31 protein-coding genes are annotated in these 25710 nt (G+C 48.7%); 9 read left to right on the forward strand and 22 right to left on the reverse strand.

What is annotated here, in order from left to right; all coding sequences use genetic code 11:
• Window positions 1-125: 125 nt before the first annotated feature.
• From OSQ85_RS12385 to OSQ85_RS12395, 3 genes are read right to left on the reverse strand one after another with little or no spacing between them, the layout of a single operon-like run.
• Window positions 126-464, reverse strand: a complete 339-nt coding sequence (locus OSQ85_RS12385; protein WP_265823508.1) for a nucleotidyltransferase family protein — start codon at window positions 462-464, stop codon at window positions 126-128.
• Between the two features lie 7 nt (window positions 465-471).
• A complete protein-coding gene (locus OSQ85_RS12390; RefSeq protein ID WP_265823509.1) occupies window positions 472-1824 on the reverse strand; it encodes an NAD(P)/FAD-dependent oxidoreductase in 1353 nt (450 codons plus the stop codon).
• A 4-nt stretch (window positions 1825-1828) separates the two neighbouring features.
• Window positions 1829-2317: a metallophosphoesterase family protein gene (locus tag OSQ85_RS12395; RefSeq protein WP_265823510.1), complete on the reverse strand. Its 489-nt coding sequence runs from the start codon at window positions 2315-2317 to the stop codon at window positions 1829-1831.
• A gap of 74 nt (window positions 2318-2391) precedes the next feature.
• Between OSQ85_RS12395 and OSQ85_RS12400 the strand changes: the two genes are divergently transcribed.
• Genes OSQ85_RS12400 through coaE form a run of 4 tightly spaced genes read left to right on the forward strand, consistent with a single transcriptional unit; the run spans window position 2392 to window position 5158 of the window.
• On the forward strand, window positions 2392-3576 hold the full coding sequence (locus OSQ85_RS12400; RefSeq protein WP_265823512.1) for a tRNA nucleotidyltransferase/poly(A) polymerase family protein: 1185 nt from the start codon (window positions 2392-2394) through the stop codon (window positions 3574-3576).
• A complete protein-coding gene (locus tag OSQ85_RS12405) occupies window positions 3542-4300 on the forward strand; it encodes a fumarylacetoacetate hydrolase family protein (protein WP_265823514.1) in 759 nt (252 codons plus the stop codon). Before OSQ85_RS12400 ends, OSQ85_RS12405 begins: the two co-directional genes overlap by 35 nt.
• Window positions 4284-4535 (forward strand): YkgJ family cysteine cluster protein, encoded by a 252-nt coding sequence (locus tag OSQ85_RS12410; RefSeq protein WP_265823515.1) that lies wholly within the window; start codon window positions 4284-4286, stop codon window positions 4533-4535. Before OSQ85_RS12405 ends, OSQ85_RS12410 begins: the two co-directional genes overlap by 17 nt.
• A 2-nt stretch (window positions 4536-4537) precedes the next feature.
• Window positions 4538-5158, forward strand: coding sequence for a dephospho-CoA kinase (gene coaE / locus OSQ85_RS12415; RefSeq protein WP_265823516.1), 621 nt, complete (start codon window positions 4538-4540; stop codon window positions 5156-5158).
• Between the two features lie 120 nt (window positions 5159-5278).
• Here the strand turns inward: coaE and OSQ85_RS12420 are convergent, their stop codons facing one another.
• The 10 genes from OSQ85_RS12420 to OSQ85_RS12465 all read right to left on the reverse strand — a co-directional run bounded on the left by OSQ85_RS12420 (window position 5279) and on the right by OSQ85_RS12465 (window position 12822).
• A complete protein-coding gene (locus OSQ85_RS12420) occupies window positions 5279-6904 on the reverse strand; it encodes a LysM peptidoglycan-binding domain-containing protein (protein WP_265823518.1) in 1626 nt (541 codons plus the stop codon).
• A 97-nt stretch (window positions 6905-7001) separates the two neighbouring features.
• Entirely contained in the window at window positions 7002-7775 is a 774-nt protein-coding gene (locus OSQ85_RS12425) for a glycosyltransferase family 2 protein (protein WP_265823520.1), read from the reverse strand.
• Window positions 7772-8227, reverse strand: coding sequence for an Lrp/AsnC family transcriptional regulator (locus OSQ85_RS12430; RefSeq protein WP_265823521.1), 456 nt, complete (start codon window positions 8225-8227; stop codon window positions 7772-7774). The genes OSQ85_RS12425 and OSQ85_RS12430 overlap by 4 nt, the downstream gene beginning before the upstream one ends.
• A gap of 3 nt (window positions 8228-8230) precedes the next feature.
• Window positions 8231-8893, reverse strand: a complete 663-nt coding sequence (locus tag OSQ85_RS12435; RefSeq protein ID WP_265823523.1) for an endonuclease III domain-containing protein — start codon at window positions 8891-8893, stop codon at window positions 8231-8233.
• 8 nt (window positions 8894-8901) lie between these two features.
• The gene (locus OSQ85_RS12440; RefSeq protein ID WP_265823525.1) at window positions 8902-9153 is read right to left on the reverse strand and encodes a hypothetical protein; all 252 of its coding nucleotides are present in this window, start codon (window positions 9151-9153) and stop codon (window positions 8902-8904) included.
• A gap of 52 nt (window positions 9154-9205) precedes the next feature.
• Window positions 9206-10357 (reverse strand): MFS transporter, encoded by a 1152-nt coding sequence (locus tag OSQ85_RS12445; RefSeq protein WP_265823526.1) that lies wholly within the window; start codon window positions 10355-10357, stop codon window positions 9206-9208.
• Between the two features lie 4 nt (window positions 10358-10361).
• A complete protein-coding gene (locus tag OSQ85_RS12450; protein WP_265823527.1) occupies window positions 10362-11513 on the reverse strand; it encodes a cysteine desulfurase family protein in 1152 nt (383 codons plus the stop codon).
• Window positions 11491-11928 (reverse strand): RrF2 family transcriptional regulator, encoded by a 438-nt coding sequence (locus tag OSQ85_RS12455; protein ID WP_265823528.1) that lies wholly within the window; start codon window positions 11926-11928, stop codon window positions 11491-11493. The genes OSQ85_RS12450 and OSQ85_RS12455 overlap by 23 nt, the downstream gene beginning before the upstream one ends.
• Window positions 11912-12580: a serine O-acetyltransferase gene (cysE, locus tag OSQ85_RS12460; protein WP_265823529.1), complete on the reverse strand. Its 669-nt coding sequence runs from the start codon at window positions 12578-12580 to the stop codon at window positions 11912-11914. The genes OSQ85_RS12455 and cysE overlap by 17 nt, the downstream gene beginning before the upstream one ends.
• A gap of 74 nt (window positions 12581-12654) precedes the next feature.
• Entirely contained in the window at window positions 12655-12822 is a 168-nt protein-coding gene (locus OSQ85_RS12465; protein ID WP_265823530.1) for a DUF362 domain-containing protein, read from the reverse strand.
• A gap of 195 nt (window positions 12823-13017) precedes the next feature.
• Here OSQ85_RS12465 and OSQ85_RS12470 point away from each other — a divergent pair, with 195 nt between their 5' ends.
• Both OSQ85_RS12470 and OSQ85_RS12475 read left to right on the forward strand, forming a co-directional pair.
• Window positions 13018-13359 (forward strand): hypothetical protein, encoded by a 342-nt coding sequence (locus OSQ85_RS12470; RefSeq protein WP_265823531.1) that lies wholly within the window; start codon window positions 13018-13020, stop codon window positions 13357-13359.
• Entirely contained in the window at window positions 13360-13899 is a 540-nt protein-coding gene (locus OSQ85_RS12475) for an NUDIX hydrolase (RefSeq protein ID WP_265823532.1), read from the forward strand. It abuts the gene before it with no gap.
• Here the strand turns inward: OSQ85_RS12475 and OSQ85_RS12480 are convergent.
• The 7 genes from OSQ85_RS12480 to pap all read right to left on the reverse strand — a co-directional run bounded on the left by OSQ85_RS12480 (window position 13890) and on the right by pap (window position 20803).
• Window positions 13890-14906, reverse strand: a complete 1017-nt coding sequence (locus tag OSQ85_RS12480) for an ankyrin repeat domain-containing protein (RefSeq protein WP_265823534.1) — start codon at window positions 14904-14906, stop codon at window positions 13890-13892. The genes OSQ85_RS12475 and OSQ85_RS12480 overlap by 10 nt on opposite strands.
• Window positions 14903-16012 carry an ankyrin repeat domain-containing protein gene (locus OSQ85_RS12485; RefSeq protein ID WP_265823535.1) on the reverse strand — a complete coding sequence of 370 codons (1110 nt, stop codon included), beginning with the start codon at window positions 16010-16012 and terminating at the stop codon, window positions 14903-14905. Before OSQ85_RS12485 ends, OSQ85_RS12480 begins: the two co-directional genes overlap by 4 nt.
• Before the next feature lie 82 nt (window positions 16013-16094).
• Window positions 16095-16388, reverse strand: a complete 294-nt coding sequence (locus OSQ85_RS12490) for a hypothetical protein (RefSeq protein WP_265823536.1) — start codon at window positions 16386-16388, stop codon at window positions 16095-16097.
• Complete coding sequence (hemW, locus tag OSQ85_RS12495) at window positions 16382-17461, reverse strand: radical SAM family heme chaperone HemW (protein WP_265823538.1); 1080 nt, start codon at window positions 17459-17461, stop codon at window positions 16382-16384. The genes OSQ85_RS12490 and hemW overlap by 7 nt, the downstream gene beginning before the upstream one ends.
• On the reverse strand, window positions 17458-18522 hold the full coding sequence (locus OSQ85_RS12500; RefSeq protein WP_265823539.1) for a glycosyltransferase: 1065 nt from the start codon (window positions 18520-18522) through the stop codon (window positions 17458-17460). Before OSQ85_RS12500 ends, hemW begins: the two co-directional genes overlap by 4 nt.
• Window positions 18519-19346 (reverse strand): mechanosensitive ion channel family protein, encoded by an 828-nt coding sequence (locus tag OSQ85_RS12505; protein ID WP_265823540.1) that lies wholly within the window; start codon window positions 19344-19346, stop codon window positions 18519-18521. The genes OSQ85_RS12500 and OSQ85_RS12505 overlap by 4 nt, the downstream gene beginning before the upstream one ends.
• Window positions 19343-20803, reverse strand: coding sequence for a polyphosphate:AMP phosphotransferase (pap, locus tag OSQ85_RS12510; protein ID WP_265823542.1), 1461 nt, complete (start codon window positions 20801-20803; stop codon window positions 19343-19345). Before pap ends, OSQ85_RS12505 begins: the two co-directional genes overlap by 4 nt.
• 83 nt (window positions 20804-20886) lie before the next feature.
• Here pap and OSQ85_RS12515 point away from each other — a divergent pair, with 83 nt between their 5' ends.
• The 3 genes from OSQ85_RS12515 to OSQ85_RS12525 are packed head-to-tail and all read left to right on the forward strand — an operon-like array spanning window position 20887 to window position 23489.
• Window positions 20887-21576, forward strand: coding sequence for an aspartate/glutamate racemase family protein (locus OSQ85_RS12515; RefSeq protein ID WP_265823543.1), 690 nt, complete (start codon window positions 20887-20889; stop codon window positions 21574-21576).
• Window positions 21577-21634: 58 nt separating this feature from the next.
• A complete protein-coding gene (tcmP, locus tag OSQ85_RS12520) occupies window positions 21635-22765 on the forward strand; it encodes a three-Cys-motif partner protein TcmP (RefSeq protein WP_265823544.1) in 1131 nt (376 codons plus the stop codon).
• A 13-nt stretch (window positions 22766-22778) separates the two neighbouring features.
• Window positions 22779-23489 carry a DUF5131 family protein gene (locus OSQ85_RS12525; RefSeq protein ID WP_265823545.1) on the forward strand — a complete coding sequence of 237 codons (711 nt, stop codon included), beginning with the start codon at window positions 22779-22781 and terminating at the stop codon, window positions 23487-23489.
• Between the two features lie 41 nt (window positions 23490-23530).
• On the opposite strand, the gene OSQ85_RS12530 is transcribed toward OSQ85_RS12525, so the two are convergent.
• Entirely contained in the window at window positions 23531-24760 is a 1230-nt protein-coding gene (locus tag OSQ85_RS12530) for an LL-diaminopimelate aminotransferase (protein WP_265823546.1), read from the reverse strand.
• Between the two features lie 13 nt (window positions 24761-24773).
• Window positions 24774-25709 (reverse strand): cation diffusion facilitator family transporter, encoded by a 936-nt coding sequence (locus OSQ85_RS12535; protein ID WP_265823547.1) that lies wholly within the window; start codon window positions 25707-25709, stop codon window positions 24774-24776.
• Between the last annotated feature and the right edge of the window lies 1 nt (window position 25710).

Below are 25710 nucleotides of genomic sequence, written 5' to 3' on the forward strand. Positions count from 1 at the left end.
TGTTTCCCCAACCTGATGAAGAGCCATAAGTATTGCAGGTCTGCCCTCAACTTCGTCATCAAGTGCAGACTCAGGGCTTCCGTGCCGTGTTACAATCTCTTCAATATTTGATTTTCAGTATAAACTCAGCTCTTGCCGCATCGCCCCTGGCCGACATATTTCATATCCTTCAGAATATATTTTCTGCCTACCTCATTGAGTGAAGTTATTGCGATCAGATCCACTTTGTTATTAAGCTCTTTCTCAAGCTCGGAGCGTATTTCCGCAATGCGGCTGAAAGCGCCGAATCCGCCGTTGCGGACGGCGAACTCTTTCGGATTCTCCACTTCATAAACAAGGTCAATATCACTCGCACAGGTATCGTCTCCTCTAGCGGAGCTGCCTGTAAAGCCTATTATTATGAAGCCCTCCGCCTTGTATTTTTTACGGAGAGCTTTCAGCCTGTTTAAAGTTGCGGAGTCCATCCTCCCTCTATTTTCCCAATATATCCTTGGCGGCGATAAGGCCTGATACGGATGCCTGAATTATGCCTCTGGTCAGCCCCGCGCCGTCACCCACGCAGTAAAGGTTTTCCAGATTGGCTGATCTCATTTTTCCGTCCACCTTGATCCTTACCGAATAGAACTTAACCTCCACGCCGTAAAGGAGCGTGTTGGGGTCGCTCATGCCGGGCATTACGGTGTTGAGGCGCTCTATTGTCTCCGTCAGGTCGCTTATGTAGCGGTAGGGGAGAACAAAGGAGAGGTCGCCGGGCATAGCTCCCGGAAGTGTGGGGTGGACAAAGTTTTTCTCAATGCGTTTTTTGGTTGAGCGTCTGCCCCTCGTAAGGTCGCCGTAACGCTGTACAATGATATTGTCGCCCCCTGCCAGCATGTTGGCAAGGCGTGCTATGTATTCGCCGTATTTCAGCGGTTCATCAAAGGGCTCAGTGAACTTTGTGGAAACCAGAAGGGCGAAGTTGGTGTTGTCGCTCTTGCGGTTTTTGTAGCTGTGTCCGTTCACTGTGAGCAGGTTGTCCTTGTTGCGCTCTATGGCCACAAAGCCGCCGGGGTTAACGCAGAATGTGCGCACCTCGTCCTCAAAGCCGTTGGTGTAGTATTTTATTTTAAACTCGTAAAGCTGGTTGGTGAAGTGATCCGTAACCGAGCGGGGAACCTCCACCCTTACGCCTATGTCAACCGGGTTAAGGTCATAGTTGAGGGCGTATTTACGGACTATTTCCTGCATCCAGCTGTTGCCGCTTCTGCCCACTGCGGCGATTATTTTGTCATACTCACGCTCAACGGTTTCGCCGTTTTCTATGGTGCGCAGCCCCGTAACCCTGTCGCCGTCGACTATGAGATCCACAACATCGCTGTTGCAGTGTATTTTTATATGGGGGGACTGCTCAAACATCTCGTACATTTTGCGGATGAAGAGCAGGCAGTTGTCTGTTCCGAGGTGGCGTATTTTAGCGGGGTAAAGCTTGAGGTTCTGCCTGCTGCATGAATATTCAAGATCCTTAACAGCTTCGTAGTTGCTTTTGGAATCAAGCTCAAGAACTCCGCTGACGTTTTTCCATATGTCGTCCGCTTCTTCTATGAGGACTTCCAGTTCCTTTTCGCTCATGTAGTCTGTGAGCCAGCCGCCGTATTCGGTGGTGAGGGTGAGTTTGCCGTCAGAGTATGTGCCCGCTCCGCCGAAGCCGGACATGACTTCGTTGCGCTGACGGTTATGTATGTTGTTCCCTTTTTCGTAGAGGTCTACCTGAATTCCCGTTTCTTTAAGAAAATGATAGGCGGCGGTTATGCCCGCGCTGCCTGCGCCTATTATGGCTATGCGCATTGTGTTACTCCTGAATCTGTTTTATCTCCGCCCTGAACCTGCCGTGTTCTATGAACAGGAGGGCGTATGTACCCTGCGGCTGGTATCTGTTTGCCGTGGGGCTGCCGGGGTTGAGAAAGTGGACATCGCCTATTTTGCCCCAGAAGGGTTTATGGGTGTGTCCGTATACTATTATATCCGCGCCGTCAAATTCGTAAAGGAGTCTGTTCTCAAGCCCGAAGGGGCTTCCCTCCCCGTGGGTAAGGCCTATTGTTACTTCGCCGAATCTGAGTGTTCTTTTCGCAGGGAGAAGCTCTTCCGTCACCATAGTGTCCATATTGCCCCGCACTGCATATGTGGAAGGGTTTATGCTCCGCAGTCCGGTTATGAGCCCAAGGCCGATTATATCCCCTGCGTGCAGAACCGCATCCGCCCCCTTCGCCTCGGTCAGAACCGCTGCGGGGAGTTTTTCTATTGAATCGGAGTGGGTATCGGATATAATTAAAATTCTCATACGGGGATAAGTTTATTTTACTTGTCCCCCTTTCGTCAATAAATAACGGCTCCTGCGCCGTTTGGGATGGTATTTTGCTTTTTCAGACCGATCTAAAAAGGATTCCTCATATAAATAAAATATTACAGGCCGCCGCTAATGAAGGCGTGGAGCTGTATTTCGTGGGCGGATGCGTACGGGATATGCTTCTGGGAAGAGATGTCAAGGACGTTGACATGGTTCCCTTTGGCACTGATTATGAAAAATTTGCCTTTAAGCTGGCAAAAAAGCTGAAAACAGCGGCAGTTAAGTTTAAGGAGAATGTTCGCCTTGCGGGAGGCGGGGCTGAGTTTGATGTTTCCGCTCCCAGAGGTGCGGATATTTATGAGGATCTCGCCAAAAGGGATTTCACCATAAACAACCTTGCCCTCTCTGCTGACGGTAAGGTGATAGGTGATGATGCGGACATACGTGCGGGCGTGATCCGCGCAGTCCATGACGGTGTGTTTGATGATGATCCTCTGCGTGTGCTGCGGGCTTACAGGTTTGCCGCCCAGTTGGGGTTCGGGATAGACGGGCATACGGCAGAGCTCGCTGCGAACAAAGCGCCTATGCTGCAAAACATAGCTGCGGAGCGTATTTTTGCGGAGATGCAGAAGCTCTCGGAAGGGGCGCACGCTGCGGAAGTTCTCACAAGGCTTGTTAAGGGCGGAGTTCTCCGCATTTTCGCAGATACCTCAGAAGCTGAGGAAGAACGCCTGCTGAAAGCCATAGGTTCCATGAGTGCGGATGATCTGTTTGTAAAGGTCAGTGCGTTCGTATACGGCTTCCGGAAGGGCGCGCTCAGGGTTATGGACAGGCAGTGCTATCCGGTGAAGCTCGCCAAGCGCACGGCAAATGCGGCGCAGGCTTACCTTATGCTGGAATCGTTTTCAGCTTACAGTGTGGATAACCTTATGAAATACATTTATACTTACAGAGAGGACTGGAGCCTTGCGGCGGATATGTTCACCGCCGTTAACAGCGGCAGCGGGCTTAAACCGAAACTGAAAGCCGCCTTTACACTCATGCGCTTTGAGAATGAAACACTCATAGACGGCAAGGCTCTGGCAGAAATGGGCGTACCTGCCGGAAAGCTGATGGGGGAGATTATCAGAGACACTTCCTTCCGCCTTGTGAGCGGCAGCCTGAGAGACAAAGAAGATGCTGAAAATTATATAAAAAATACTTACGGAGAGCGGATAGATGAAGCTGCTGAGATTCAGAACGGGAAAGGTTGAAAAAAAAGGGGTGCTGATTGACGGAAAAATCAGGCGCATACAGGGCTCAATGTTTGAGGATTTCGTTGTGACTACCGAAACATATGAGCTTGGCGAGGTTGAGATTCTTCCGCCTGTGCTCCCGTCCAAGATTGTCTGTGTGGCGAGAAACTATGCCGCACACGCAAAAGAACTGGGGAACGATGTCCCCACGACTCCGCTGATATTCATAAAGCCCTCCACATGTCTCACTGCGCACGAAGGGGACGTTATTTACCCGCCTTCATCAAAGCAGGTGGATTACGAAGGGGAACTTGCCGTGGTTATCGGCAAGCACTGTAAGAATGTTAAACCTGAAAAAGCGGAGGAGTTTATCCTCGGTTATACAATAATGAACGATTTCACCGCACGGGATATTCAGAAGGAAGAGAACAAATTTACCCGCGCAAAATGCTTTGACACATTCGCACCCTTGGGCCCTGTGATAGAGACTGATCTCAACTGGCGTGGAATCTTCGTGAAAACAAGGGTAAACGGTGAAACAAGGCAGGACGGAACAACGGACATGATGATATTCGACATCCCAACGCTCATATCATTTATTTCGGAAGTGATGACACTCCTCCCCGGTGATGTTATCGCCACAGGCACGCCTCCCGGAGTGGGGGCGGTTAAGCCCGGCGATGCTGTTGAGGTTGAGGTGGAGAATATAGGCGTGCTGCGTAACTATGTGCGGGAAGCCTGATAACAAAATAGAGTGTACAATGTGCGGCGCATGCTGCATCGCCTTTGATATAAGCGTACTGGGCAAAAAAGCGGGCGAGCCCTGTGCGCATCTCACGGCGGGCAGGCAATGCGGCATATATGAAAACAGACCGTGGGGATGCAAGGGCTACAGGCCGGACGAGCTCTGCATATTGTTCTCCTCCCTTTCGGAGGAGGACAGGGTGCGTCTTCTGCGGAAAATATACGGAGTTTAATTATGTATCTTGGACTTACAGGAAACATAGCCGGCGGGAAGACCACAGTCGCAAAAATGTTCGAGCGTCTGGGCTGTTACACAATCGATACAGACATTCTCAGCAGGAGAGTCATGTTCCCAGGCGGCATGGCTTACCCTATGGTGGTGGACGCTTTCGGTGTGGATATTGTGGATAGCGAAGGGAACATAGACAGAGCCGTCCTTCGGAAGATTGTTTTTAATGATGATGCCGCCCGCAAAAGGCTGGAGGAGATAGTTCATCCGGCAATACTGAAAACAGAAGCCAGGCTTGTGGGTGAAATAAAAGGGAAGGATGACAGGGCGATCATCCTCACTCAGGCTGCCCTCTGTGTGGAAACCGGGGCATACACACGGTTTGACGGGCTGATTGTTGTTTACTGTGAGCCTGAGGAACAGCTCAGGCGTTTGATGAACCGGGATAATATCACAAGGGAAGAAGCGGAGAAAATCATCCGCACTCAGATGCCCATAGATGAAAAGCTGAAATACGCTGACTTTGTGGTGAATAATTCCGGTACTCAGGAAGAGACTGAAAAAGACGTTAAGCGGGTCTTCGATCTGATTATTTTAATGAAGCAGGCAATGAGGCAGAAAAGCTGAGTAGCCCCAAGGCAGGGGCTGCACCCCTGCGGAGTTCGCAATGACAACAATACTGTCACTGCGAGGAGTGTAAGCGACGCGGCAGTCTTTATTGGAGGGGCGGAGAGAGTTTAATTTTCTCTAATCCGTAATTATCAGCACTTTGCCCGGAAGGATCTGAGAGCCGGAGAGTTTGTTGCTTTTCTTTATGGCATTTACGGTTGTTCCGTATTTCTGTGCTATAGCCCAGAGAGATTCGCCGCTTTTAACCACATGGCGTTTCTTTTTTGCTGCGGCTGCGGTGTCATATTTCTTATATTTTGTTGTCTGTGCAACGTATCTTTTGTCGCTTCTTTTGTAGTCCACTGAAACTATAAGGTTTTGTCCGGGCTGTATTTTGTTTGGTTTGATCCCTTTGTTCATTGCCATTATCTCATTAAGTCCGAGACCATACTTGCGGGCGATCGCCGAGAGATTTTCGCCTTTTTTAACAACGTGAACCTTGGGGTTGTAAGGTTTCAGAACCTTCGCGAACTCTTTGTCCAGAGAAGGATCATGGTATTTTTTAACAGGGATAAATATAGGCGTGTCGTTATAAAGCTTTGTATGCAGCAGACCGTTGGATGATTTTATATCATTAAGGCTGACGCTGTATTTTTTTGCGATATTATCAAGATGCTCGCCTCTTTTGGCATTGTAGATTCTGTACATCAGAAGCTCGTCCGAGGGCATCTGAGCAATTTGCTGGTTCAGGTTCTCCGCTGTTCCGTATGGAACTCTGATGGTATAAGAATCTGCCGGGGGGGTAATCGGTGTTTTGAGTTCCGGATTAAGTTCCTTAAGAACGTTATAGCTTGTTCCTGTGAGTCTGGCTATGACATAGAGATTCACCTGTCTGTCAACCGTGAGGCGGTCAAATATCAGCGGTGTTTCCACAGGGGTTTCAAACCCGAACTCCTGATAGTTGCAGAATATATGACGCAGTGCCAGATACTTAGGCACGTAATCCTTTGTTTCCTGCTTGAGGTAGCCGTATTTTGCGAGGGTGTAGAAGTCTCTGGATTCGTACATCCTGATTGCGCGGATGATTTTGCCCATTCCGGCGTTGTAAGCGGCAAGAGCCAGATGCCAGTCGCCCAGATCTTCATAAAGATCACGCAGATGTCTGGCTGCTGCTGTGGTGGCTTTCTCAAAATCCCTGCGTTCATCAACCCAGAAGTTATCATCAAGATTATAGCTTTTGCCTGTGCCTTTCATAAACTGCCACATGCCGCTTGCTCCGGCGTGGGAGATGGCTGTGGCGTTGAAGCCGCTTTCGGTGAAGGGGAGATAAGCAAGCTCATCCGGCACTCCTTCCCTGCGGAGAATGTCTTTAACAATGTATAAGTATTTGTTTGATCTGTTGAGCCAGTTCTGGAAAACGTTGGGGATGTCCTGCGTGAAGCGTTTCACATAGTATTCGTACCTGTCCTCCTCAACGAGAGGGATAACATCGTATACATAACGGGTCTGTATTATATCATCGAAGTGGAATTCAGGTTTGGAGGGGAGAAGCCCGTAGTTAAGCTCTCTCTTCGATATTTCGTCTTTAAGGAATACCGGAGAGAAGGCTTCAAGCTGCACAGAGTAGGCAGTTTCCTGCGTTTCCGACTCTTCCGCCGCCGAAGGCTCCTGCACCAGTGAGGAGTATTTCGGGCCTGCGGGCTGAGTGCCTGCGCATGATACAACAAAAAGAAATGCGGGTATAATTGCTAAATATTTTTTCATAAGATTTCAGTTTATATTTTGATGATAAAGTTATCGTCTTCTTTAGCTTTTTATACAGAATAAATTTAAAATAGCAAGAAATTACTTTAAAGTACGCTCATTCTTTGTTTAAGCCTGATTTAACAATCTGTTCTTTTCTCTGTATCTCCCCTAAAACAGCGGTTTGCCATTCGGGAGGTAAATCTTTGCAGTTAAGGCAGAATTTGCGGAGGGAATCAAGCCTGACCGACTCTATATGGTTTATGGAGGCGCTTAACTGATCGTTTGTGACTGATCTTTTTATGATACATTTTTTTTCGCTGTAGCTTACTTCATACAGCGCAGCGATGCGCAGGAACAGGTCATAGTCTTCACATACCCGCATGGTTTCATCAAACATTCCGGCGTGTTCAAATACCTCCTTCGCTATGATGACTGATGAATCGCTTATTCTGCATATGTCCAGAATCCGGGGGAAGATGTATCCGCCGTAGCGGGCGTGTTTTTTACTCTGGTTTATGAACTTGACCTGTCTGTACCAGAACTCGTTAGTGTGGCAGACCTTTGTGCCTTCCCTTCTGAGAATCTCCGTCTGGTGGCTTATCTTGAAAGGGAGCCATACATCATCAGAATCCAAGAATGCGATGAAATCCCCCTGAGCGGCTTTTATCCCCTCGTTTCGGGCGCGGCTCACGCCGTGGTTCCTCTCCAGCCGGATGAAGCGTATCATATTCATGTACGGTTTCAGGGGAATTGTAAGGTCTGTCTCGGAACCGTCATCAACAACGATGATCTCAATCTTCGGGTAATCCTGAAACAGAACGGATTCCACAGCGTCTTTCAGGGTTTCCGTTCTGTTGTAGACAGGTATTACGGCGCTTATTTTTATCAAAGCAGCCTTGAGCGGTCGAGTATGGTGGAGAAAACAAGGATTGTGTTGGTTTTGGTAACGCCGGGGGTGTTGCGGAGTTTTTTGATCAGTGTGCTGAGCGCTTCGGTATTTTTTACTATAACTTTGATAAGCATAGTGTATTCACCCGTCACGTGGTGGCAGCCGATTATCTCCTTGCCCAGTTTTTTAAGGTGGTGTTCAAAGTCTGCTATGTTGTCGGCATTGTCGATGAAAATGCCGATGAAAGCGAGGATGTCGTAACCGAGTTTTTTGTAGTTTATCTGTGCTGTGTAGCCGGTGATAATCCCTTCCGTCTCAAGCCACTTTATGCGCTCAATTACCGAAGGGGACTTCATGCCCACTGCTTTTGCGATGTCTGCGTAGGAAATACGGGAGTTTTCCGCCAGCAGGTTCAGGATCTGTACATCTGTTTCATCAATACGGTGCGCCACAGCTTACCTCCTTGTGGTGACGCCGACTTTAGCACAACTGTCAGAAAGCCCGCAAGCGGAACAGAAAGGGGAGATGGGGCGGCATATGTATTTGCCGTATGTCACCATCATTTCGTTCAGCTTGATCCAGTATTTCTGCGGGAGCTTTTTTCTAAGCTCAGTCTCTGTTTTGTCGGGGTCTTTGGTGCTCAGGTATCCCAGCCTGTTGAAAATCCGGTGGACGTGGATGTCCACACAGACTGCGGGTATCTGAAAACCTTCTACCAGTACGAGATTTGCGGTTTTTCTTCCTACGCCCTTGAGCCTGACCAGCTCATCAATATCGGCGGGGACACTGCCTGCGTATTTTTCTATGAGTATAGCACTTATGTCCTTTATTGTCCGGGTTTTGTTGCGGTAGAAACCTGCGGGGTAAATAAGCTTTTCCATCGCCTCCGTGTCAAGCGCCAGCACCTTTTCGGGAGTGTCGGCAGCTGCGAACAGGCGTTCAGAGGCGGCTATTGTTACCTCATCTTTTGTGCGCAGTGAGATTATAGTGCTCACCAGAACACGGAACGGGTCGCGCTTTTTCTCTGCTATTGCCGTTACCGATGGCTTCTCCAGCCGTTCGTATTCCTCTGCCAGCACATCATAAACATGGTCAATGTCCACTGCTTTTTTTCCCATTCTTTTTCCTAGTCCGCGCTTTCTATGGCTTCTCTGGCTTTTGGGCTTATATAAAGATCAGCGAGGTCAAACTTTTTGATCGCCTCCGCTATGACAGCGGTCTTATAGTGCGGATCTGCTGATTTATCAATGATTATGAGAAACTGTTCCCCTTTTTTGCAGAGTCCGCCCCTTGCCTTCGTGCGTTCATAGCGCACCTTGATGTTCAGCTTGGCTGCGACTTCCTCAAGTTCCTTAAGAAGGGTGTTTGTTTTGCTCATGCGGTATCTGCCGTCTCCTTAAAATCTCAGAATATTATAGCCTATTCCGTATTTACTGCAACTTATCTGTCTTCATAAGCATGAGCAGAGGTATGGAGAGAGCGCAGAGTGCTGCCGTGACAGTGAACACGCCTGCGCTGCCGCTTATGTCATATGCTATGCCCGAAATGAACGAACCGCCCACGGAGCCGAGCCCGAAGCCGAGGCCTGAGTATATGCTTTGTGCCTTAAGCTGTCTGTCTGCCCCGAAAACACGGCGGAAGTAAGTGAGTGCCGCCACATGAAACGAGCCGTATGTGAAGCCGTGGAGCATGTTGGCGAGAAAAAGCACGGTGAGCGAAGGGCTGAAAGCTGTGAACAGGTAGCGTATCACCGCCATTATGACGGAGAAGAGCATCACCTGCTTTGCGCTGAATTTTTTCAGCAGGCTGTCAGTGAAATAAAGAAGGACTATTTCGCACAGTACACCCGCTGCCCACATATACCCCGCCAGTGTCTGCGAGCCGCCCGCCTCACTGACTTTTATGTTGAAAAAGTTTCCGTGGAACGCATTGGAGGAGAGATACACCACAAGCATCACCGTCATGATCACTGTGTTGCGGTCAAATATTATGCTTTCCGCCTTTCTGTGGAGCCTTGTCCAGTGTTCAAGGCGGATAAGCCCCGCGGGCAAAGTGCAGAGAAGCCCCATGAGGGTAAACTGTATTATGAATGCGGAGGCTCCGAAACGGTCAATAATAAGGCCTGAAACAACAGCGGAGACAGTGAAGCCCAGCGAGCCGTAAAGCCGCATTCTGCCGTACGGCGTTCCGTTCTCCTCCGCAAAGCCCATGGCGGCGTTATCCATAACTGGGATGATGCCCACCCTGAACAGAGAGAAGAGTGCGAGACACACCAGCGCAGCGGGGAAACCGTGGAGGAAAAAGAGAGGGAGCATCGAAACTGATGAAAGAACCGCAGCCGCGCGGACGAAGAAGGTTTTATGACGGGCTCTGCTGTATGTTTCTGTCCACATGGAAGTGGCGAGAAACTTCATAACGGGGAAAACTGCAAGGAGTATGCCTATCTCTGTGCCAGAAAAATCCCGTGATTTGAAGAAATAACCCGCATAGGGGAAAATTGCCCCAAGGGTGGAAAAGTGGAGAAAGTAGAAGGAGATTAAGCCGGCACGGACTGTGCGCCGGCTTTCAGCCTTTATATTCACATTGTCAGCCCAGAGGCGACATTGCTCTGAGTTTGTTTGCGCTGGTGCAGATCATGTCCACTGCCGTTTTCACTTCCTCTTCGGTGGTGAACCTGCCGAAGCTGAAGCGGAGTGAGCCGTGCATGTCCACAGGGTCAACTTTCATCGCGTAAAGCACATGGGAAGCGTCAACACTGTCAGATGTGCATGCACTGCCTGTGGAGCAGCAGACTTCGCTGGCGTAAACCATGAGCGCCTCGCCCTCAATGTATCTGAAAGCGATGTTTGAAACACTGCATACTCTGTCAGCACCTGCGCCGTTCACATATGTATCGGGCACGCGTGAAAGCACTTCCTGCTCAAACATATCGCGGAAGGCACGGATGCGTTTAACTTCCTCTTCCCCTTCCTGCTCAAGTATTTCAATGGCTTTTGCAATGGCAGCTATATTGGCAACATTTTCCGTGCCTGCGCGCAGACCGTATTCCTGACTTCCGCCGCAGACTATGGGGATAATGAGGTCTTTTAAGTTTTCATCAATGTAGAGAACGCCTATTCCTTTGGGAGCGTTGAACTTGTGCCCGGAGAAGCTCATAAGCTGAACGCCCAGTTCGCTGACATCCGTGGAAAGTTTGCCCACAGCCTGAACAGCGTCCGTGTGGACTATGATCCCTTTCTCTCTTGCTATGGCGGCTATTTCCTTAACCGGCTGGATCGTGCCGACTTCGTTATTTACGAGCATTACGGAAACAAGGATTGTGTCCGGCCTGAGAGCGTTTCTGAAATCATCCACGGAGATAACCCCGGCTTTGCTCACCGGAAGGTAGGTTACGTCAAACCCTGACTTCTGGAGGGATTTGCATGTTTCAAGAACAGCTTTGTGTTCTATGGAAGTTGTGATGATATGCTTGCCTTTATGTTTCAGCGCCTCAGCCATGCCTTTGACGGCGAGGTTGTCTGACGAGGTTCCGCTGGCGGTGAATACGATTTCGTGTGGTTCGCATTTGATATAGGAGGCAACAACGGCTCTGGCGTTTTCAACGTCTTCCCGCACTTCTCTGCCGAGAATGTGGATGCTTGAGGGGTTGGCGTATTTTTCCGTCAGAAACGGAATCATAGCCTCATAAACCCTTCTATCCACAGGGGTCGTTGCGCTATAATCCAGATAAATGGGCATTTTTTCCTCCGAGAGCGTGCTTCTTCAAGTCATCTATAGTAATATTTTCAAGGTAATTATCAACATTTTTTTTGAGCCCCAGCCACAGCCAGTTTATGGCGCATGTGCTGAACTTGGAGCAGTCCTCCCCGTCTGTGCAGTCGACAGGGCTGATGGGGCCGTCCATCGCGACGACAACATCCTTAACAGTTATGCCTGCCGCATCTTTGGAAAGCATATAGCCGCCGCCCGCGCCTCTGGAGCCGGTGACGATATTGTACTTCTTAAGCTGGATGAAGATCTGCTCCAGATATTTTCTGGAGATGGTTTCCATCTGCGCTATCTGGGTAAGGGCAACAGGCTCACGGTCACCGCCGAGAACCACAAGGGCGTATATGGCTCTTATGGCGTATCTGCTTTTAGTCGTAATTTTCATTTTCTTTCAGCCTTTTTCTTAGCTCCTGAACCTCTTTTTCAAGCTCCACAACCCTTGAAACCACACAGCTTATGGCCTTTGCCACCGGGTCGGGCAGCTTATCGTGATCCAGTGCACTGATGTTATCATCCTTCTGCTGACCAACGGCTCTGCCGGGGACACCCACCACAGTTGCATTAGGGGGCACTTCCTTCACGACGACGGAATTTGACCCTATTTTGGCATTCTCACCAACGGTAAAGGGGCCTAAAACCTTTGAGCCTGAACCAACTATAACATTATTTTTTAAAGTAGGGTGTCTTTTTTCTTTCTTGAGGCTAACTCCGCCCAAAGTCACACCCTGATATATAGTTACGTCATCCCCGATCTCTGCTGTCTCACCTATAACCACACCCATTCCGTGGTCAATAAAGAAGCGTTTGCCGATTGTGGCGCCGGGGTGAATTTCTATCCCTGTGAAAAATCTGCCGATGTGGGATGTGAACCTGCCGAGAAAATAGAGCTTTTTGCGCCAGAACCAGTTTGCCACTCTGTAAAAGAGCATGGCGTGGAAGCCGGGGTAACAGAAAATGATTTCCGCTGCGCTTCTAACTGCCGGGTCGCGCTCATAAATTGTCTTTATTTCCTCTTTGAGATATTTAAATACGTTCATATCCTACTCCGGGTGTAGTATTCTATGTTAAAATAAAAGCCCCGGTTCGCGGGGCAATTATCAGCAAATGTTAATTAAGCTTCGATTGCGTCAACGGGGCAAACTTCAACGCATGCTCCGCAGTCTGTACAGGCGTCAGCATCGATAACTCTCGCGTCGTCGCCTTCAGAGATAGCGTTCACAGGGCATTCGTCTTCGCAAACACCGCAGTTGGTACAGGCATCAGTAATTGTATGAGCCATGTCACACCTCCAAGTAATATTTCCCGAACATATGATCTTGCCTTTAGGCTGTCAATACAAAAATGCGTGTTAGAAACGCCTTACTTTCAGGGGTTTCAGGAGAAATTTGAAAACACATTGAATTATTGTGCAAAAGCATATACTAAATAAGCAGACCGGAAACGTCAAAATAAGCTTAAAAGGTACGGTGCAGTTATGGAAAATATTAAATTTGTCAAGCTGGTAAGCGGAGATACATGCATAGGCGTAAAAGATGACGAGAACAATGTTCTCAGGGATGTGGCCGTGGTTCAGGCTGTTCCCATGGGCGGTTCAGGCATCCAGATAGCGATACTTCCCTTCGGTTTCCCCTATGAGGACGAAATCGGCGGAGAAATAGGCTGGGACAAGGTTATGTATGTTTATGCCGAGTTCCCTGAGGACATCAAAAACAAATATATCGAAGCCAAAAGCGGAATACGCATGGCGGGCGGCGGAATGGGCGGCCTCGGCGGAGCAGCACCCAAAGGCAGAAGCGACAGCGGGATTATCCTCTAAATGAAAAGCCGCTGGCGGTTTTTAAGAACAGAGAAAAAATTTGCCGACCGTGTTCTCTCTGTGGAACACAGGCATTATCATTTTGACGGTGCGGGGGCTTCCATGCCCTTCACTGTCGTAAATATCAAAAACTGGGTGATAACAGTGCCCGTCACGGCGGAGGGGAAGCTTGTGCTTGTCCGTCAGTTCCGTGTGGGGACAGACAGCGTAACCTATGAATTTCCCGGCGGTGCTGTGGATGACGGCGAAATTACGGCGGATGCCGCGCTGCGTGAGCTTGCCGAAGAAACAGGCTACAATGCCGAATCAGCCCGCAGTCTGGGGCTTATGCACCCCAACCCTGCCTTCATGACCAACTCATGCCACTGTTTTCTGGCGGAAAACTGCACAAACGGCGGAACCATGCACCACGACCTGTTTGAAGAGACCGAACCTGCGGAATTTACCAGAGCAGAGGTTCTCGCAATGGTGAAAAGCGGTGAAATAACCCACAGCATAACCATAGCCGCAATAGGCCTCTGGCTTGTGGATCAGGGGTGAGAGGTTCGGTAGTCCTCTGCGGTTTTCCCGTGAATGTCTTTCAGTAAAGGATTTGCCCCGTTTTTCAGCAATACCGCCTCAATATCGGGACGGCTGTTTTTTACCGCTGCCATAAGGGGCGTTGAAAGGTCTTTAGTGCTTCGCTGATTCGGATCTGCGCCTTTTTTAATCATTTTCAGTACATCATCCGCTTTGATTCCGGTATTTGCTGCTGCCGCTCCGAGGGGCGTTATCTCAGCCGGAGTATTGTCAAACCTTGTGCCTGTATTCAGGAAGAAATCTATTGTTTTTCTTGAGGATGAAACATTGAGCACTTCGGCGAAGATATGATTCCCCGCTTCGGTTCGTGCGTTCGGGTTTGTTATGGGAAGAATGCGCTCAACCAGCTTGAGCTTGTTGCTTTCTGAGGAGAGAGCCTGCACGAGATACCGCTCCCCTCTGTCGATGAATATTCCCAGTTCAAGGAGCCTGTCTATATCCTCATCAAAGAGATAACCTTTCTGCTCCAGAACTATCTGAACCGGGTCTTTTTCCTTTCCGTCCACGGTGATGCTTCTGCGCAGGTCTGCCCCGTGGGCGATCAGCACCTCCGCTGTGTCGAAATCCATATTTTTCAGCACAGCGGACAGATGTGTCACGCCGTTCCGGTCAGGCATGTTCAGGGCAAGGGGATTCACTCCGGATTCGAGATACGCCTTCACTGCCTTTGTATCGCCGATTGCGCAAAGGGCGGCAAGAGTATTTACACCCGCCTCCGCCTCGATCTCTCTTATTCCTTCGCGCTGGATTTCCGTGATCACCGCTTCCCATGTTCCGCCCTGTTCGGATGTTTTGATTCTTATAAATTCATCCGGTTCGCATTCCCCGGCAGACGGAATTCTGATGACCTCCCGCTGAGTCGGAGGGGTCTTGTCCTTTTCGGGTGCAGCAGGCGTACTGCCGCCCAGAAAGAAGGCAATCGAGCCGGAGGTAAAGAAAAGCAAAGCATTGATGAGGAACTCTTTCATTTGCTGTCTCCGTATTTTTTAAGAATATTCCTGAATTTTGCCTGCTCCGCTTCGGGCAGTCTGCTGAGTCTTTTCTGCACTTCCTGATTATCCTCTGCGCCGTTTTCGAGAAGAATCTCAGCTACGTCATATCTTCCGGAGGAAACAGCATAAGCCAGAGGGGTGAGACTGCTGTTGCCGACAGAGGCGTTGTTTACACTGAACCCGGCACTGATAAGCCGCCTTACTGTATCAGCCGGGATGTTGTTATTCATCACCGCAGCGTTCAGCACCGGAAAGTTAGGGTCGTCATTGCTTCCGCTCAGTCCGTTGGCGAGGAGCCATTCAGCCGCCCTGCCTGTTTGGTCATACTGAAATATTCTGCTGACAGCGGTTGTTTTGTTCTTATCCGGTGCGGAGGGGATTATGCCGCTTGTAAGATCTGTATTTTTCAGGATCGCCGGGAGAAATTCGTCCATCATTCCCCCCGTCCGCAATGAATCAAATACATAGCTGTTGCCGTCTGCAAAGTTCATTCCGTTGTCGAGGAGCCAGCGCACAATCTGCGGGGTATTCTCCGGATTGTTCTGCAATATGGCCAGATTAAGCGGGTCAAGCCTTCTGGGAGGGTTAATCTGCCTGAGTATCTCGTAACGCGCCTTGGGTTCGTAAGTCACTGCCGAAAAAATGTCCGCTCCGTTTTCATAAAGGAGCCTGATGGTTTCAAGATCATGAAACTTTGCCGCATAGCCTACGGGGGTCATGCCTGTTATATCTTTTTTGTTGATGTCCGCACGGGTTCTGCGGAGGTAGGTTTTAGCGTTTGTTATGTCTCCTGTCATGGAAAGGATTTGGAAATAGTTGACCCCCATTTTTCTCTCAAACTCTTCCAGATAGCCTACTTTAACCGCTTCGGCAAATGAATCCCAGTTACTTTCGTTAATGACGGCAAAACCGTATTTTCCGGCCGCTTCCGTGATCTCATTTTTGGGACATGCGGTATCTGTTTGCAGGAACACTTCTGCGGCCTCAGCCTGAACGAAGGGTTGTTCGGAAGGTTGGGGAGATCTGTATTTTTCTGCGGTAAGAAAGCCCAGAGAAGAACCGGCAAGGCACACCAAAAGCATAATGAGATAACGGGAAGTTGTTTTCATGCATTTTTATAGCATAGATGAAGAATGTTTTGCAAACTTAACTTAAGGGGCGCTTCTACCTGTTCAGGATATTAGCTGAAACCTTATGACATTCGGAACATTTATCAAGGGGGGCGTGCCAGCCGTTGGCAGGCCACTGATTGTGGCAGTCAAAGCAGCGTGTGCCGCAGCCGTCTGCCGAGGCAACGGGGAGGAAGGTTTTCTTTTCTGAGGGTTCGTGACACTGGATACAGGTTTTGAGCGCCTGATGTTCCTTGCTGTTTGCGAGGTTCTGGTGGCAGGTCATGCAGTCCCCGGCGCAGCCCGCATCGGCTTCTTTAACGGGGATCAGCGCTGTGAGGGCTACCATAAAAATTCCGATACAGATTCCGCAAGCAATTCCCCTTTTTCTGTCAGCGCGATTTTTCCTGTTTTCCATTCCAAAAGACCCTCGCCGATGAGTCGGCTTATTTTTTCATCCAGTTCAGAATCCCTTCGGTTATAAAATGCTGAAAGGGCGCTGATGTCAACCCCTTCTGTCATCCTCAGGCCGAAAACCATGGACTCTTTAAGAAGTTCTGTCTGCTCCGTCACTGATATTTCATCATAGGATGACGGATCAGCAAGGTAAATGTTCACATCTTTCGTTTTGCCTCTGTGGATTCGCTTGTCCGGGTGATTCTCAAGAGACCATGCAGAAGCGCCTATGCCTGTGAAGTCACCGAGCTTCCAGTAATTTATGTTGTGCCTGCTCTCATGTCCTTTGTGAGCGAAGTTGGATATTTCGTACTTGGCATAGCCTTTTGAGCCCAGATAATGCTTCACCTCAAGGAACATGCTGTCCGCTGTTTCCCCTTCTTCCGCCAGATAACCTGTGTCAAAGGAATAGGAGTATGCGGAGATGTGCTCCGGCTGGAGGGCGCATATCTCCTCCATGCTTCTGCGTGCAGCTTCCGGCGGTGCTTTGGGTATGTCGAATATCAGGTCAAGATTTATGTCAGCGTCCGGCAGGTGCTTTCCGGCAAGATCGTAGGCGGAGAAAACAGCATCACGGTCATGCAGCCTGCCCAGAAGCCTCAGCACATTGTCATCGGTGCTCTGGCAGCCCATGCTGAGCCTGCCTGCGCCGTAAGCACGGATTGTTCTGAGAAAATCAGCGGACAGTGATTCCGGGTTAGCCTCAACGGTGAACTCGCCCTGAACACTGACATTTTTAAACAGTTCCGCGAGAAAGTAATCCAGCATAAGAGGCGGAACGGCGCTCGGTGTGCCGCCGCCTATGTACAGGGTATCAAAGGCGGTTTTGCCAGTATGCGCCAGGTCGGCAAGGAGTGCGTCAAAATACCTGCGGATCAGCGCTTCATCGTATACGTCAAGAGACATGAACCCGCAGTAGAGGCACTTTCTGCGGCAGAAGGGAAGATGTATGTAAAGTCCGCTCATTTCAGGAGGTTTTTGTACAGGTCTATATATGAGAGAACCATTTTCTCCGCAGAAAAGTCATAAGCCCGTCTGAGAGAGTTTTCAGCCATGGTGCTTCGCAGGGCTTCATCATCCAGAAGTCTGCCGTATGCCGCAGCCAGCGCCGCATCATCCCCAACATCGCAGAGAAAGCCCGTTTCCCCGTCACTCACAAGCTCAGGTATGCCGCCCGCCCTTGTTGCCACAGTGGGCAGGGATGCGTTCATGGCATCAATTATGGATGTGCAGAGCCCTTCCGTCTTTGAGGTCATGGTGAAAATGTCCATCAGGGAGAGTATCTCCGGTATGTTCGCACAGAAGCCTGTGAAGACTATGTTTTCCCTGCATTTCAGCGTATCTGCGTATGCTTTTATTTCCCCGAACATGGGGCCGTCCCCAACGGGAAGGAGGATTACATCCTGTCTTTGTGCGTATAGTCCGTCAAAAGCTCTGAGGAGCGTGGGATAGTCCTTGTGATCTGAAAAGTTTGCCACGGTTCCGATTACCGTCTTTCCCTGAGGATTCAGCCTTGCCCGAAGCTCCGCAGCAAGCACAGTGTCCACCGCATTCGGCTTGTCCGAGCCGCTGTAGATCAGGCTGATTTTTTCTTTCGGTATGCCGCTTGAAGCCATAATGCTCTGTATTGCCCTGCTTATGGCAACAAGGTTTACCCGGCTGCTTCTGTACTTATTAAAAAGTTTCTTTTTCAGCGGGAAATCCACCCTGCGGGTATGGACAAGCTTAAAGGAGCTGTTCAGCCATGATGCGGCAATGCAGGGGGTCAGCGAATGACTGTCGTGGGAGTGTACAATATCCGGCCGGAAACGCTTTATGACAGAGAGCAGACGGAGAATATATGCCGGGTCTGCCTCGCTGCGGAAAGAGAGCGGTTCAGTGTTCTCCGCCCGTTTTATCAGCTCCCCTTCGGGGCTGCATACCATGAGGCTTTCGTGTCCGTGTGCAGTCAGTCCGTTATGGAGGAAGAGCGCCTGTCTCTGGCCTCCCCTCCACTCTTTTCCTGTATCTACATGCAGTATTCTCAAGCTTCTTCTTCCGTTTTATGAATATAAACGTCCATCTGCGGAAAGGGTATTTCCACGCCGCCGTTTGTGAGATTGACCTTGATGTTTTCCAGCAGATCGGCCTTTGTCGCCCACCAGTCGCCAGTTTCAACCCATGAACGGGCAAAGAGGTTGACAGAACTGTCCGCCAGTTCAAGGACACCCGCTGTCGGTTCTGGGTCTTTGAGCACCTTTTCGTGGCTCCTCATGGTCTCAAGCATTATATCCTTGGCTTTTTTGATGTCGCTGCCGTAGCTTATGCCTATTATAAGAGGGATCATCCTTGTGCCCTGAAGCGAGAAGTTTGTTATGGTTCCGTTCATCACGCTTGAGTTGGGGATCATTATGGTGAGGTTGTCAAAGGTTTTGAGTATGGTCTGAAAAACCTGAATAGTCAGCACAGTGCCTGTCTGTCCGGCGAGTGTTACCGTATCGCCCACCTTGAACGGCCGGAGCATGACAATGAGCACTCCCGCGCCGAAGTTCGCCACCTGATCCTTGAGAGACAGACCTATGGCGAGACCGGCTGCACCCATTACGGCAACGAGGGAGGTTGTCTGCACTCCCAGTGAGTTGAGGGAGGCTATCACCACCACAGCAAAGAGCATGGCATATATAACATTACGCAGAAATCCCGCAAGGGTTTCGTCTATGTTGGTTTTCTTCATTGCCCTGTGGGCAACCCTTGAGAGAAATTTTGCAATGTATTTTCCGAAATAGAATATAAGAACGGCAGCCAGCAGCCTTAAGGAATAGTCCGCCGCGTGCGCCATAATCTGTTCCAGCAATTTTTCGTAATTTATCAAAGTTTTTCCTCCATAGCTCTGCACATGGTCTCAAGTATTTTAAGCCGTGCGTATTTTTTGTCGTTTCCGGCTATCAGGTTCCATGGTGCATGTCCTGTGCTTGTGCGGGCGATCATCTCGTTTGCCGCCTGCTCATACATATCCCATTTTTCTCTGTTGCGCCAGTCCTCATCGGTTATTTTATACTGTTTCCACGGCAGGTTTTCCCGCTCTTTGAAGCGCTTAAGCTGCTCCTCCATATTTATATGCACCCAGAATTTGACAAGGATTATTCCGCTCTCCGTGAGGTGCTCCTCGAAATCGTTTATCTCCTCAAAGGAGCGTGACCACTCGTTCTCAGAGGCAAACTTCTCCACACGCTCCACAAGCACACGGCCGTACCATGAGCGGTCATACACGGTGATAAACCCTGCGGAGGGGATGTGCCGCCAGAAGCGCCAGAGGTAATGGTGCGCCTTCTCCTCGTCAGTGGGCGCTGCGACTGAGATTACGCTGGCGAGGCGTATGTCCGTGCCCTGAACTATCCTGCGGATTGCGCTCCCTTTTCCTGCCGCATCCCAGCCTTCAAAAACGGCGATGGCAGAGCGTTTTTTGCTGTAAGCCTTCCACGCGAGGGAGTTAAGCTTTTCCTGCATTTCCGGCATACGTTTTTTATATTCCTCATACTCGGCAGTCAGCGACAGATCCACCTTGGAGAGAACAGGGGGAGCGAGGCTCACTGTTTTTTTATCAGCCTTCTGTTTTGCGCCTATGGAGGCCACGGCTGCTTCGAGGGTTTCAACTATTATTCGCAGGGATTTCAGGGTTCTGTGGCGTTTATCATCCGCTTCGATGAGATGCCAGCGTGCTTTGGCGTGGTCGGTGAGGCGTATTCCCCGTTCGGCGGACTTTACTATGGCATCGTACTTTTCCCTGTGCCACATGGCGCGCTCAACAATTTCCCCTTTGCCGTATTTCTTTTTCAGGTCGTCCGTTTTCTTTTTCGCTGTCTTTTTGCTGAGGTGAAACCAGAACTTTACAAATACCGCTCCGTCATCCGCCAGCATGGATTCAAAAGTGGCAGCGCGCTTCATGCGCCTTTCGTATTCAGCGGTTTCGGTGTTCCCTTTGGCGGCTTCAAGCATTTCCCCGGCGTACCATGCGCCGAAAAAGAAACCGATATGCCCCCTGTAGGGGAGGCTCATCCAGTAGCGCCAGTAGAAGGGTTTTGATTTTTCCGATTCATTCTCCTGCCAGAAGGTTTTTATTATCACGTTGCGCAGATCCATCAGCCCGCCGAGGTAGTTCATCAGCTCGCCCTTGCCTGCGCCGTCCATTCCGTTTAGTATTATGATGAGCGGGCCCGGATATTTCGCAAAAGCTGTCTGAGCCTGTATCAGCCTTGTGCGCAGGTCGGGAAGCGCCGCCTCAAATTCATCTTTGTCCACCTTCTGTCCCAGTTCCACAGCTTCAAACATCTGAAACCCCCTTTTTCTGAGTATAATCTAAAAAGTTTCTGCTATTATTTAAAAATGAAGATTTTGTTAAGGTTTGGTGAGTTATGAAGACAGCGGGTCTTATAGGCGGCATGAGCTGGGAATCCACAGCTCTTTACTACAAGTATATTAACGAGGGCGTGAAGAAAGCTCTGGGCGGGCTGCATTCCGCCAGAGTGATCATCAACAGTGTGGATTTTGAGGAGGTGGCTCAGCTTCAGTCAAAGGGCGAATGGGCAAAAGGTGCGCAGATGATGACTGATGAGGCGCACAAGCTCCAGAGAGCAGGGGCGGACTTCATAATGATCTGCACAAACACCATGCATATTTCGGCGGATGAGGTGGAAAATGCGCTGGATGTCCCCCTTCTGCGGATTACGGATTCCGCTGCGGAGGCTGCTCTTTCTGCCGGGGTGAAAAAGGCGGGGCTTCTGGGCACTGCCTTCACCATGGAGCGTGATTTTTACAAAGGGCGTATGGAAAGGCTCGGACTTGAGATAATTGTGCCTGATGCGGCGGACAGGAAATTTGTGCATGATGTTATATATAATGAGCTCTGCCTCGGTGATTTCAGGGATTCCTCAAGAAATAGATTCACAGAGATAATAGAAAAACTCGGTGCAAACGGCGCGCAGGGGGTAATACTCGGCTGCACGGAGATTCCCCTCCTCGTGGGGCAGAAGGACAGCCCGCTCAGGCTTTTTGACACAACAAGGCTCCACGCCGAAGCGGCTGTGAGGATGATGCTGGAATGAAAATTTAACATTTTGAGTTAATGTTCGATAAGAAGTGAAAAAAACCATGGGGGGTCGAGTGGGTAACGAGGGTTTCTTTGAAGAACAGTCAGCTAACTCAAGGCTTAAAACAAAACTAGTTACTGAATATTTTAAAACATGGGTTTCCATAATGACAATGAATGCAAGAAATAAAGGTCTGACAAGGTTGCATTATGTTGATCTTTATGCGGGCAAGGGTGTTTATAAAGATGGTACTCCTTCAACCCCGATACAGATATTAGATATTTTATTAAATGATAATAATATTAATCAATTTATAAACTTGACTTTTAATGAAGGGAACCCAAAATTTTATAATGATTTAAAAGAAAATATTGAGAGACATCCTGTCTATGAGAAGTTAAAATCGCGTATTCAAGTATATAATAAGGAAGTTGATAGCAATTTTCTTGAAACTTTTAAATTTAGCAATGAACCCAAGTTCTTATTTTTAGATCCGTTTGGTTATAAAGGTATAGATGTAAGAACTGTTGGGCGGGCGTTAAAGGACTTCGGCTCAGATGGGATTATTTTTTTCAATTACAACAGGATCAATCGTGATATAGCAAATAAAAACGTTTCGCCTCTCATAAATTCAATTTTTGGTTCAGAGAAAGCTGAGGAGATCAGGTGTGAAATGCAGCAGTGCACAGTTGAAAGTCGTGAACAGTATGTTGTTGACAGTTTTGCTGAATCCTTACAACAGCAAGGGTTGAAATATTTGGTACGGTTTAGGTTTATGCGAGCAGACAAAAATAGTCCTTCGCATTATTTAATTTTTGCATCAAAACATGAAAAAGGTTATGAGGAAATTAAAGAGGTAATTGTAAAAAACACTTGTGATGAGGATGGCTTTGGTCATTTTGAGTTTAATCCAAAGTTAGGCTCATGCGGTGTCAGCATATATGAAAGATTGACTGAGAGCAACGAACAACTCGCGGATGAACTACTTGATAGATTTAAAGGAAGAACTATTTCTGTAAAAAAGATATATCAGGAGCATCATGTGGGGACAAATTTCGTGTTGAAAAACTACAGAAAGATATTGAGAATGTTAGAGCTTAATGGAAAGGTGAAAGTTTCTGATATTAATGTGCTAAAAAAAACCAGAAAGGCCCATCACTTAAAAAGCGGACTTTTGTCTGAGAATGATTTAATAACTTTTTAGATAGGATACTGTTATGGCAACAAAAATAGAATGGACGGAAACAACATGGAATCCTGTAACTGGATGTTCAAAAATTAGTGATGGCTGTGCAAATTGCTACGCAGAAAAAATGGCTCGTCGTTTATGTTTAATGGGACAGGAAAAATATAAAAACGGTTTTCAGCTTACACTACACAGAGATATATTAGCTGAACCAATTGGGTGGAAAAAAGGGCGTATGGTTTTTGTGTGCTCAATGAGTGATTTGTTTCATAAAGATGTCCCCTATGAATTTACACGTGAAGTTTTTTCTGTAATGCGTATTGCTAATCAACATATTTTTCAAGTTCTTACAAAAAGAAGTGATCGTTTGGCAGAGTTTGCATCACTAATAAAGTGGCCTTCAAATGTTTGGGCGGGGGTTACTGTAGAAAATCATAGAGTCATAAACCGGATTGATGATTTAAAAAAGGTTGATGCTCCCGTAAAGTTTCTTTCTGTAGAACCGCTTATAGGAGCTTTGGGTTCTATCAATTTAAATGGTATTGATTGGGTTATAGTTGGCGGTGAATCAGGCCATGGGGCAAGACCAATGAAGAAAGAGTGGGTTGATGAGATTAAAGAGCAGTGCTTTAAGACTAATACTCCGTTTTTCTTTAAACAGTGGGGCGGAGTTGATAAGAAAAAGGCCGGTCGACAGCTTGACTCCAGGACTTATGATGAGATGCCTTTAGTGTTTGCATGAGACAGGGAGGGAGGGTACGTACCCCCCCTGTGTCACCCCGCCTAGAAGACGAATTTATCTTCGCCTAAGCGTCTGTCGATTTCGTTTATTATCCTTGTTTCCTCTTCCAGCGTATCGGCTATGAAGGTGACTGTGAAACGGAGGAAGTTGCCAGCGTCATCCCAGGGTACTGAGCTGATGTATTTTTCCCTGATCATGTAATCGCAGAACTGCTCGCCGCTTTCGAACTTTTTGCCTGAGGCTGTTCCCTTGGGGATCTCGAAATAGAGGTAGAAGGTTCCCTTGGGCTCGTTCACGAAGAAGCCGTGTTTGCGCAGAACAGCGGCAAGCGCCTTAAGCCTGCGGGCGTATTTCTCGGTGATTCTTTCGATGAGTGCGGTGTTTTCCAGAGCGTAGGCGGCTGCCTTCTGAATCGGGATAAACTGGCCTGAGTCATTGTTGTCCTTAACGGTGGCGAATGCTTTTACAAGGTGCTCGTTTCCGCATACGAAAGCCATTCTCCAGCCTGTCATGTTGTAAGACTTGCTGAGTGAGTGTATCTCGATACCAACCTCTTTTGCTCCGGGAACGCTGAGGAAGGAGGGCTGTTTTTCGCCGTAGGTGAGTTCGATGTATGCGGCATCGGAGATGACCGCTACATCGTTTTTCTTAGCGAACTCAACAACCTTTTCATAGAAGGACAGGGGCGCGAGTGCTCCCGTGGGGTTGTTGGGGTAGTTCATATAAAGGAACTTCGCCCTTTTCAGTATATCCGCGGGGATAGAGTCCAGATCGGGGAGGAAGTTGTTTTCCTTTGTGAGTTTGAGGTTGTAAACCTCACCGTCGAGGTACTTTGTGATTGTTCCGGAAACAGGGTAGCCGGGAACAGTCATCAGCGCAACATCGCCGGGGTTGATCAGGCAGAAGGGAACGAAGGCAAGGGCAGGTTTGGAGCCTATGCTGTGGTTAACTTCCGTGTTCGGGTCTATGTCAACGCCGAAGCGTTTTTTCATATATTTCGCAGCGGCATCCTTGAACTCCTGAATACCGTTGTCGGAGTAGAATCTGTTTTCCCTTTTTTTCGCTTCAAGGCAAAGGGTTTCAACAACGGATGCATCCGCCATTTCGTCCGGCTCGCCCACGCCCATGTCGATAAGCTCGATGTTGGGGTTGGCTTCCATAGCCGCTCTTTTCGCTCTTTTGATCTTCTCAAATTTGTAGATGGTGGTGTCCTTGCCGAACATCTTTCCGCCAAGGCGCTCTGCAATCATGTTTTCCATGAAAATACTCATTAATACCCCCTGATTATTTGCTTTTAAGCCTGTTTATTTCATTTCTGATTTCTGTGTCGCAAAGAGTACATGCCTTATGGGCGCATTCACCTTCGCACGGCTCAATGTGTATCTGAACATCTGCGCCGCCCAAAGTTTCCGCTATATCTTTTTCAATCATGTCCGCTATGGTGTGCGCATCCTCAATTGTCAGGTGTCTGTTGACCTGCACGTGAAGATCCGCGAACTTCTCTGTCCCGGCCTTGCGGGTGCGGAGCTTATGCCAGCCGACTATAACACAATTATACTGATTTAGTACACCGTGGATTTTCTTTAAGTCATCCTCATCCAGAGCCTTATCCACAAGGTCTTCGGAGACCTCCTTGCCGAGGACCAGGGCGGAGTAGACAGTCTTTAATGCTATCAGAACAGATATGAACGGGTCAATGGCATTTATACCTGTAACTTTAACAAGCACCAGCCCGGCGAGAACGCCGCCGCCAGTGAGAAGGTCGATTTCATAATGGAGTGATTCGGTTTTCAGTATGGACGAATTTTCCTTCTTAGCTACCTTCCGCAGGAAGATTACCAGAAAAAATGTCACCGCGAGGGAGAACAGCATGACCCATATGCCCCCCTCTATGCTTTTCACTGCTTTTCCGCTTTCAAACCGTGCGTAGGCCTCGTACAGAATATAAAGTCCGGAGAGTGTTATCACCCCTGCCTGAATAAGCGAGGCCAGAGACTCAAACTTTGCGTGGCCGTAACGGTGATCATTGTCCGGCGGCTGCTCGGACTGCTTAATGGCGAAGTAGTTCACAGTGGAGGAGCCTATATCCAGTATGGAGTCCACAGCAGAAGCAAGGACAGACACCGAGCCTGTCAAAACACCGCCGATGAGTTTGACAACGGCAAGCATGAAGGCTGTGTTTACGGAAATCAGGGTGGCAATTTTTTTACCGGGGAGCATG

The sequence above is a fragment of the Geovibrio ferrireducens genome, assembly GCF_026226615.1.
Classification (GTDB): domain Bacteria; phylum Chrysiogenota; class Deferribacteres; order Deferribacterales; family Geovibrionaceae; genus Geovibrio; species Geovibrio ferrireducens.

Excerpts from the sequence above, each read along its gene's own strand:
- OSQ85_RS12420 (WP_265823518.1), bottom strand. The coding sequence starts at position 6,904 with ATGAAAAAATATTTAGCAATTATACCCGCATTTCTTTTTGTTGTATCA.
- OSQ85_RS12450 (WP_265823527.1), bottom strand. The coding sequence starts at position 11,513 with ATGCCCATTTATCTGGATTATAGCGCAACGACCCCTGTGGATAGAAGG.
- OSQ85_RS12440 (WP_265823525.1), bottom strand. The coding sequence starts at position 9,153 with ATGAGCAAAACAAACACCCTTCTTAAGGAACTTGAGGAAGTCGCAGCC.
- OSQ85_RS12490 (WP_265823536.1), bottom strand. The coding sequence starts at position 16,388 with ATGGTAGCCCTCACAGCGCTGATCCCCGTTAAAGAAGCCGATGCGGGC.
- OSQ85_RS12515 (WP_265823543.1), top strand. The coding sequence starts at position 20,887 with ATGAAGACAGCGGGTCTTATAGGCGGCATGAGCTGGGAATCCACAGCT.
- OSQ85_RS12395 (WP_265823510.1), bottom strand. The coding sequence starts at position 2,317 with ATGAGAATTTTAATTATATCCGATACCCACTCCGATTCAATAGAAAAA.
- OSQ85_RS12475 (WP_265823532.1), top strand. The coding sequence starts at position 13,360 with ATGAAAAGCCGCTGGCGGTTTTTAAGAACAGAGAAAAAATTTGCCGAC.
- OSQ85_RS12405 (WP_265823514.1), top strand. The coding sequence starts at position 3,542 with ATGAAGCTGCTGAGATTCAGAACGGGAAAGGTTGAAAAAAAAGGGGTG.
- OSQ85_RS12435 (WP_265823523.1), bottom strand. The coding sequence starts at position 8,893 with ATGGGAAAAAAAGCAGTGGACATTGACCATGTTTATGATGTGCTGGCA.
- OSQ85_RS12485 (WP_265823535.1), bottom strand. The coding sequence starts at position 16,012 with ATGCTTTTGGTGTGCCTTGCCGGTTCTTCTCTGGGCTTTCTTACCGCA.
- cysE (WP_265823529.1), bottom strand. The coding sequence starts at position 12,580 with ATGAACGTATTTAAATATCTCAAAGAGGAAATAAAGACAATTTATGAG.
- OSQ85_RS12535 (WP_265823547.1), bottom strand. The coding sequence starts at position 25,709 with ATGCTCCCCGGTAAAAAAATTGCCACCCTGATTTCCGTAAACACAGCC.
- pap (WP_265823542.1), bottom strand. The coding sequence starts at position 20,803 with ATGTTTGAAGCTGTGGAACTGGGACAGAAGGTGGACAAAGATGAATTT.
- OSQ85_RS12525 (WP_265823545.1), top strand. The coding sequence starts at position 22,779 with ATGGCAACAAAAATAGAATGGACGGAAACAACATGGAATCCTGTAACT.
- OSQ85_RS12385 (WP_265823508.1), bottom strand. The coding sequence starts at position 464 with ATGGACTCCGCAACTTTAAACAGGCTGAAAGCTCTCCGTAAAAAATAC.
- OSQ85_RS12410 (WP_265823515.1), top strand. The coding sequence starts at position 4,284 with ATGTGCGGGAAGCCTGATAACAAAATAGAGTGTACAATGTGCGGCGCA.
- OSQ85_RS12470 (WP_265823531.1), top strand. The coding sequence starts at position 13,018 with ATGGAAAATATTAAATTTGTCAAGCTGGTAAGCGGAGATACATGCATA.
- coaE (WP_265823516.1), top strand. The coding sequence starts at position 4,538 with ATGTATCTTGGACTTACAGGAAACATAGCCGGCGGGAAGACCACAGTC.
- OSQ85_RS12480 (WP_265823534.1), bottom strand. The coding sequence starts at position 14,906 with ATGAAAGAGTTCCTCATCAATGCTTTGCTTTTCTTTACCTCCGGCTCG.
- OSQ85_RS12530 (WP_265823546.1), bottom strand. The coding sequence starts at position 24,760 with ATGAGTATTTTCATGGAAAACATGATTGCAGAGCGCCTTGGCGGAAAG.
- OSQ85_RS12465 (WP_265823530.1), bottom strand. The coding sequence starts at position 12,822 with ATGGCTCATACAATTACTGATGCCTGTACCAACTGCGGTGTTTGCGAA.
- hemW (WP_265823538.1), bottom strand. The coding sequence starts at position 17,461 with ATGAGCGGACTTTACATACATCTTCCCTTCTGCCGCAGAAAGTGCCTC.
- OSQ85_RS12455 (WP_265823528.1), bottom strand. The coding sequence starts at position 11,928 with ATGAAAATTACGACTAAAAGCAGATACGCCATAAGAGCCATATACGCC.
- OSQ85_RS12390 (WP_265823509.1), bottom strand. The coding sequence starts at position 1,824 with ATGCGCATAGCCATAATAGGCGCAGGCAGCGCGGGCATAACCGCCGCC.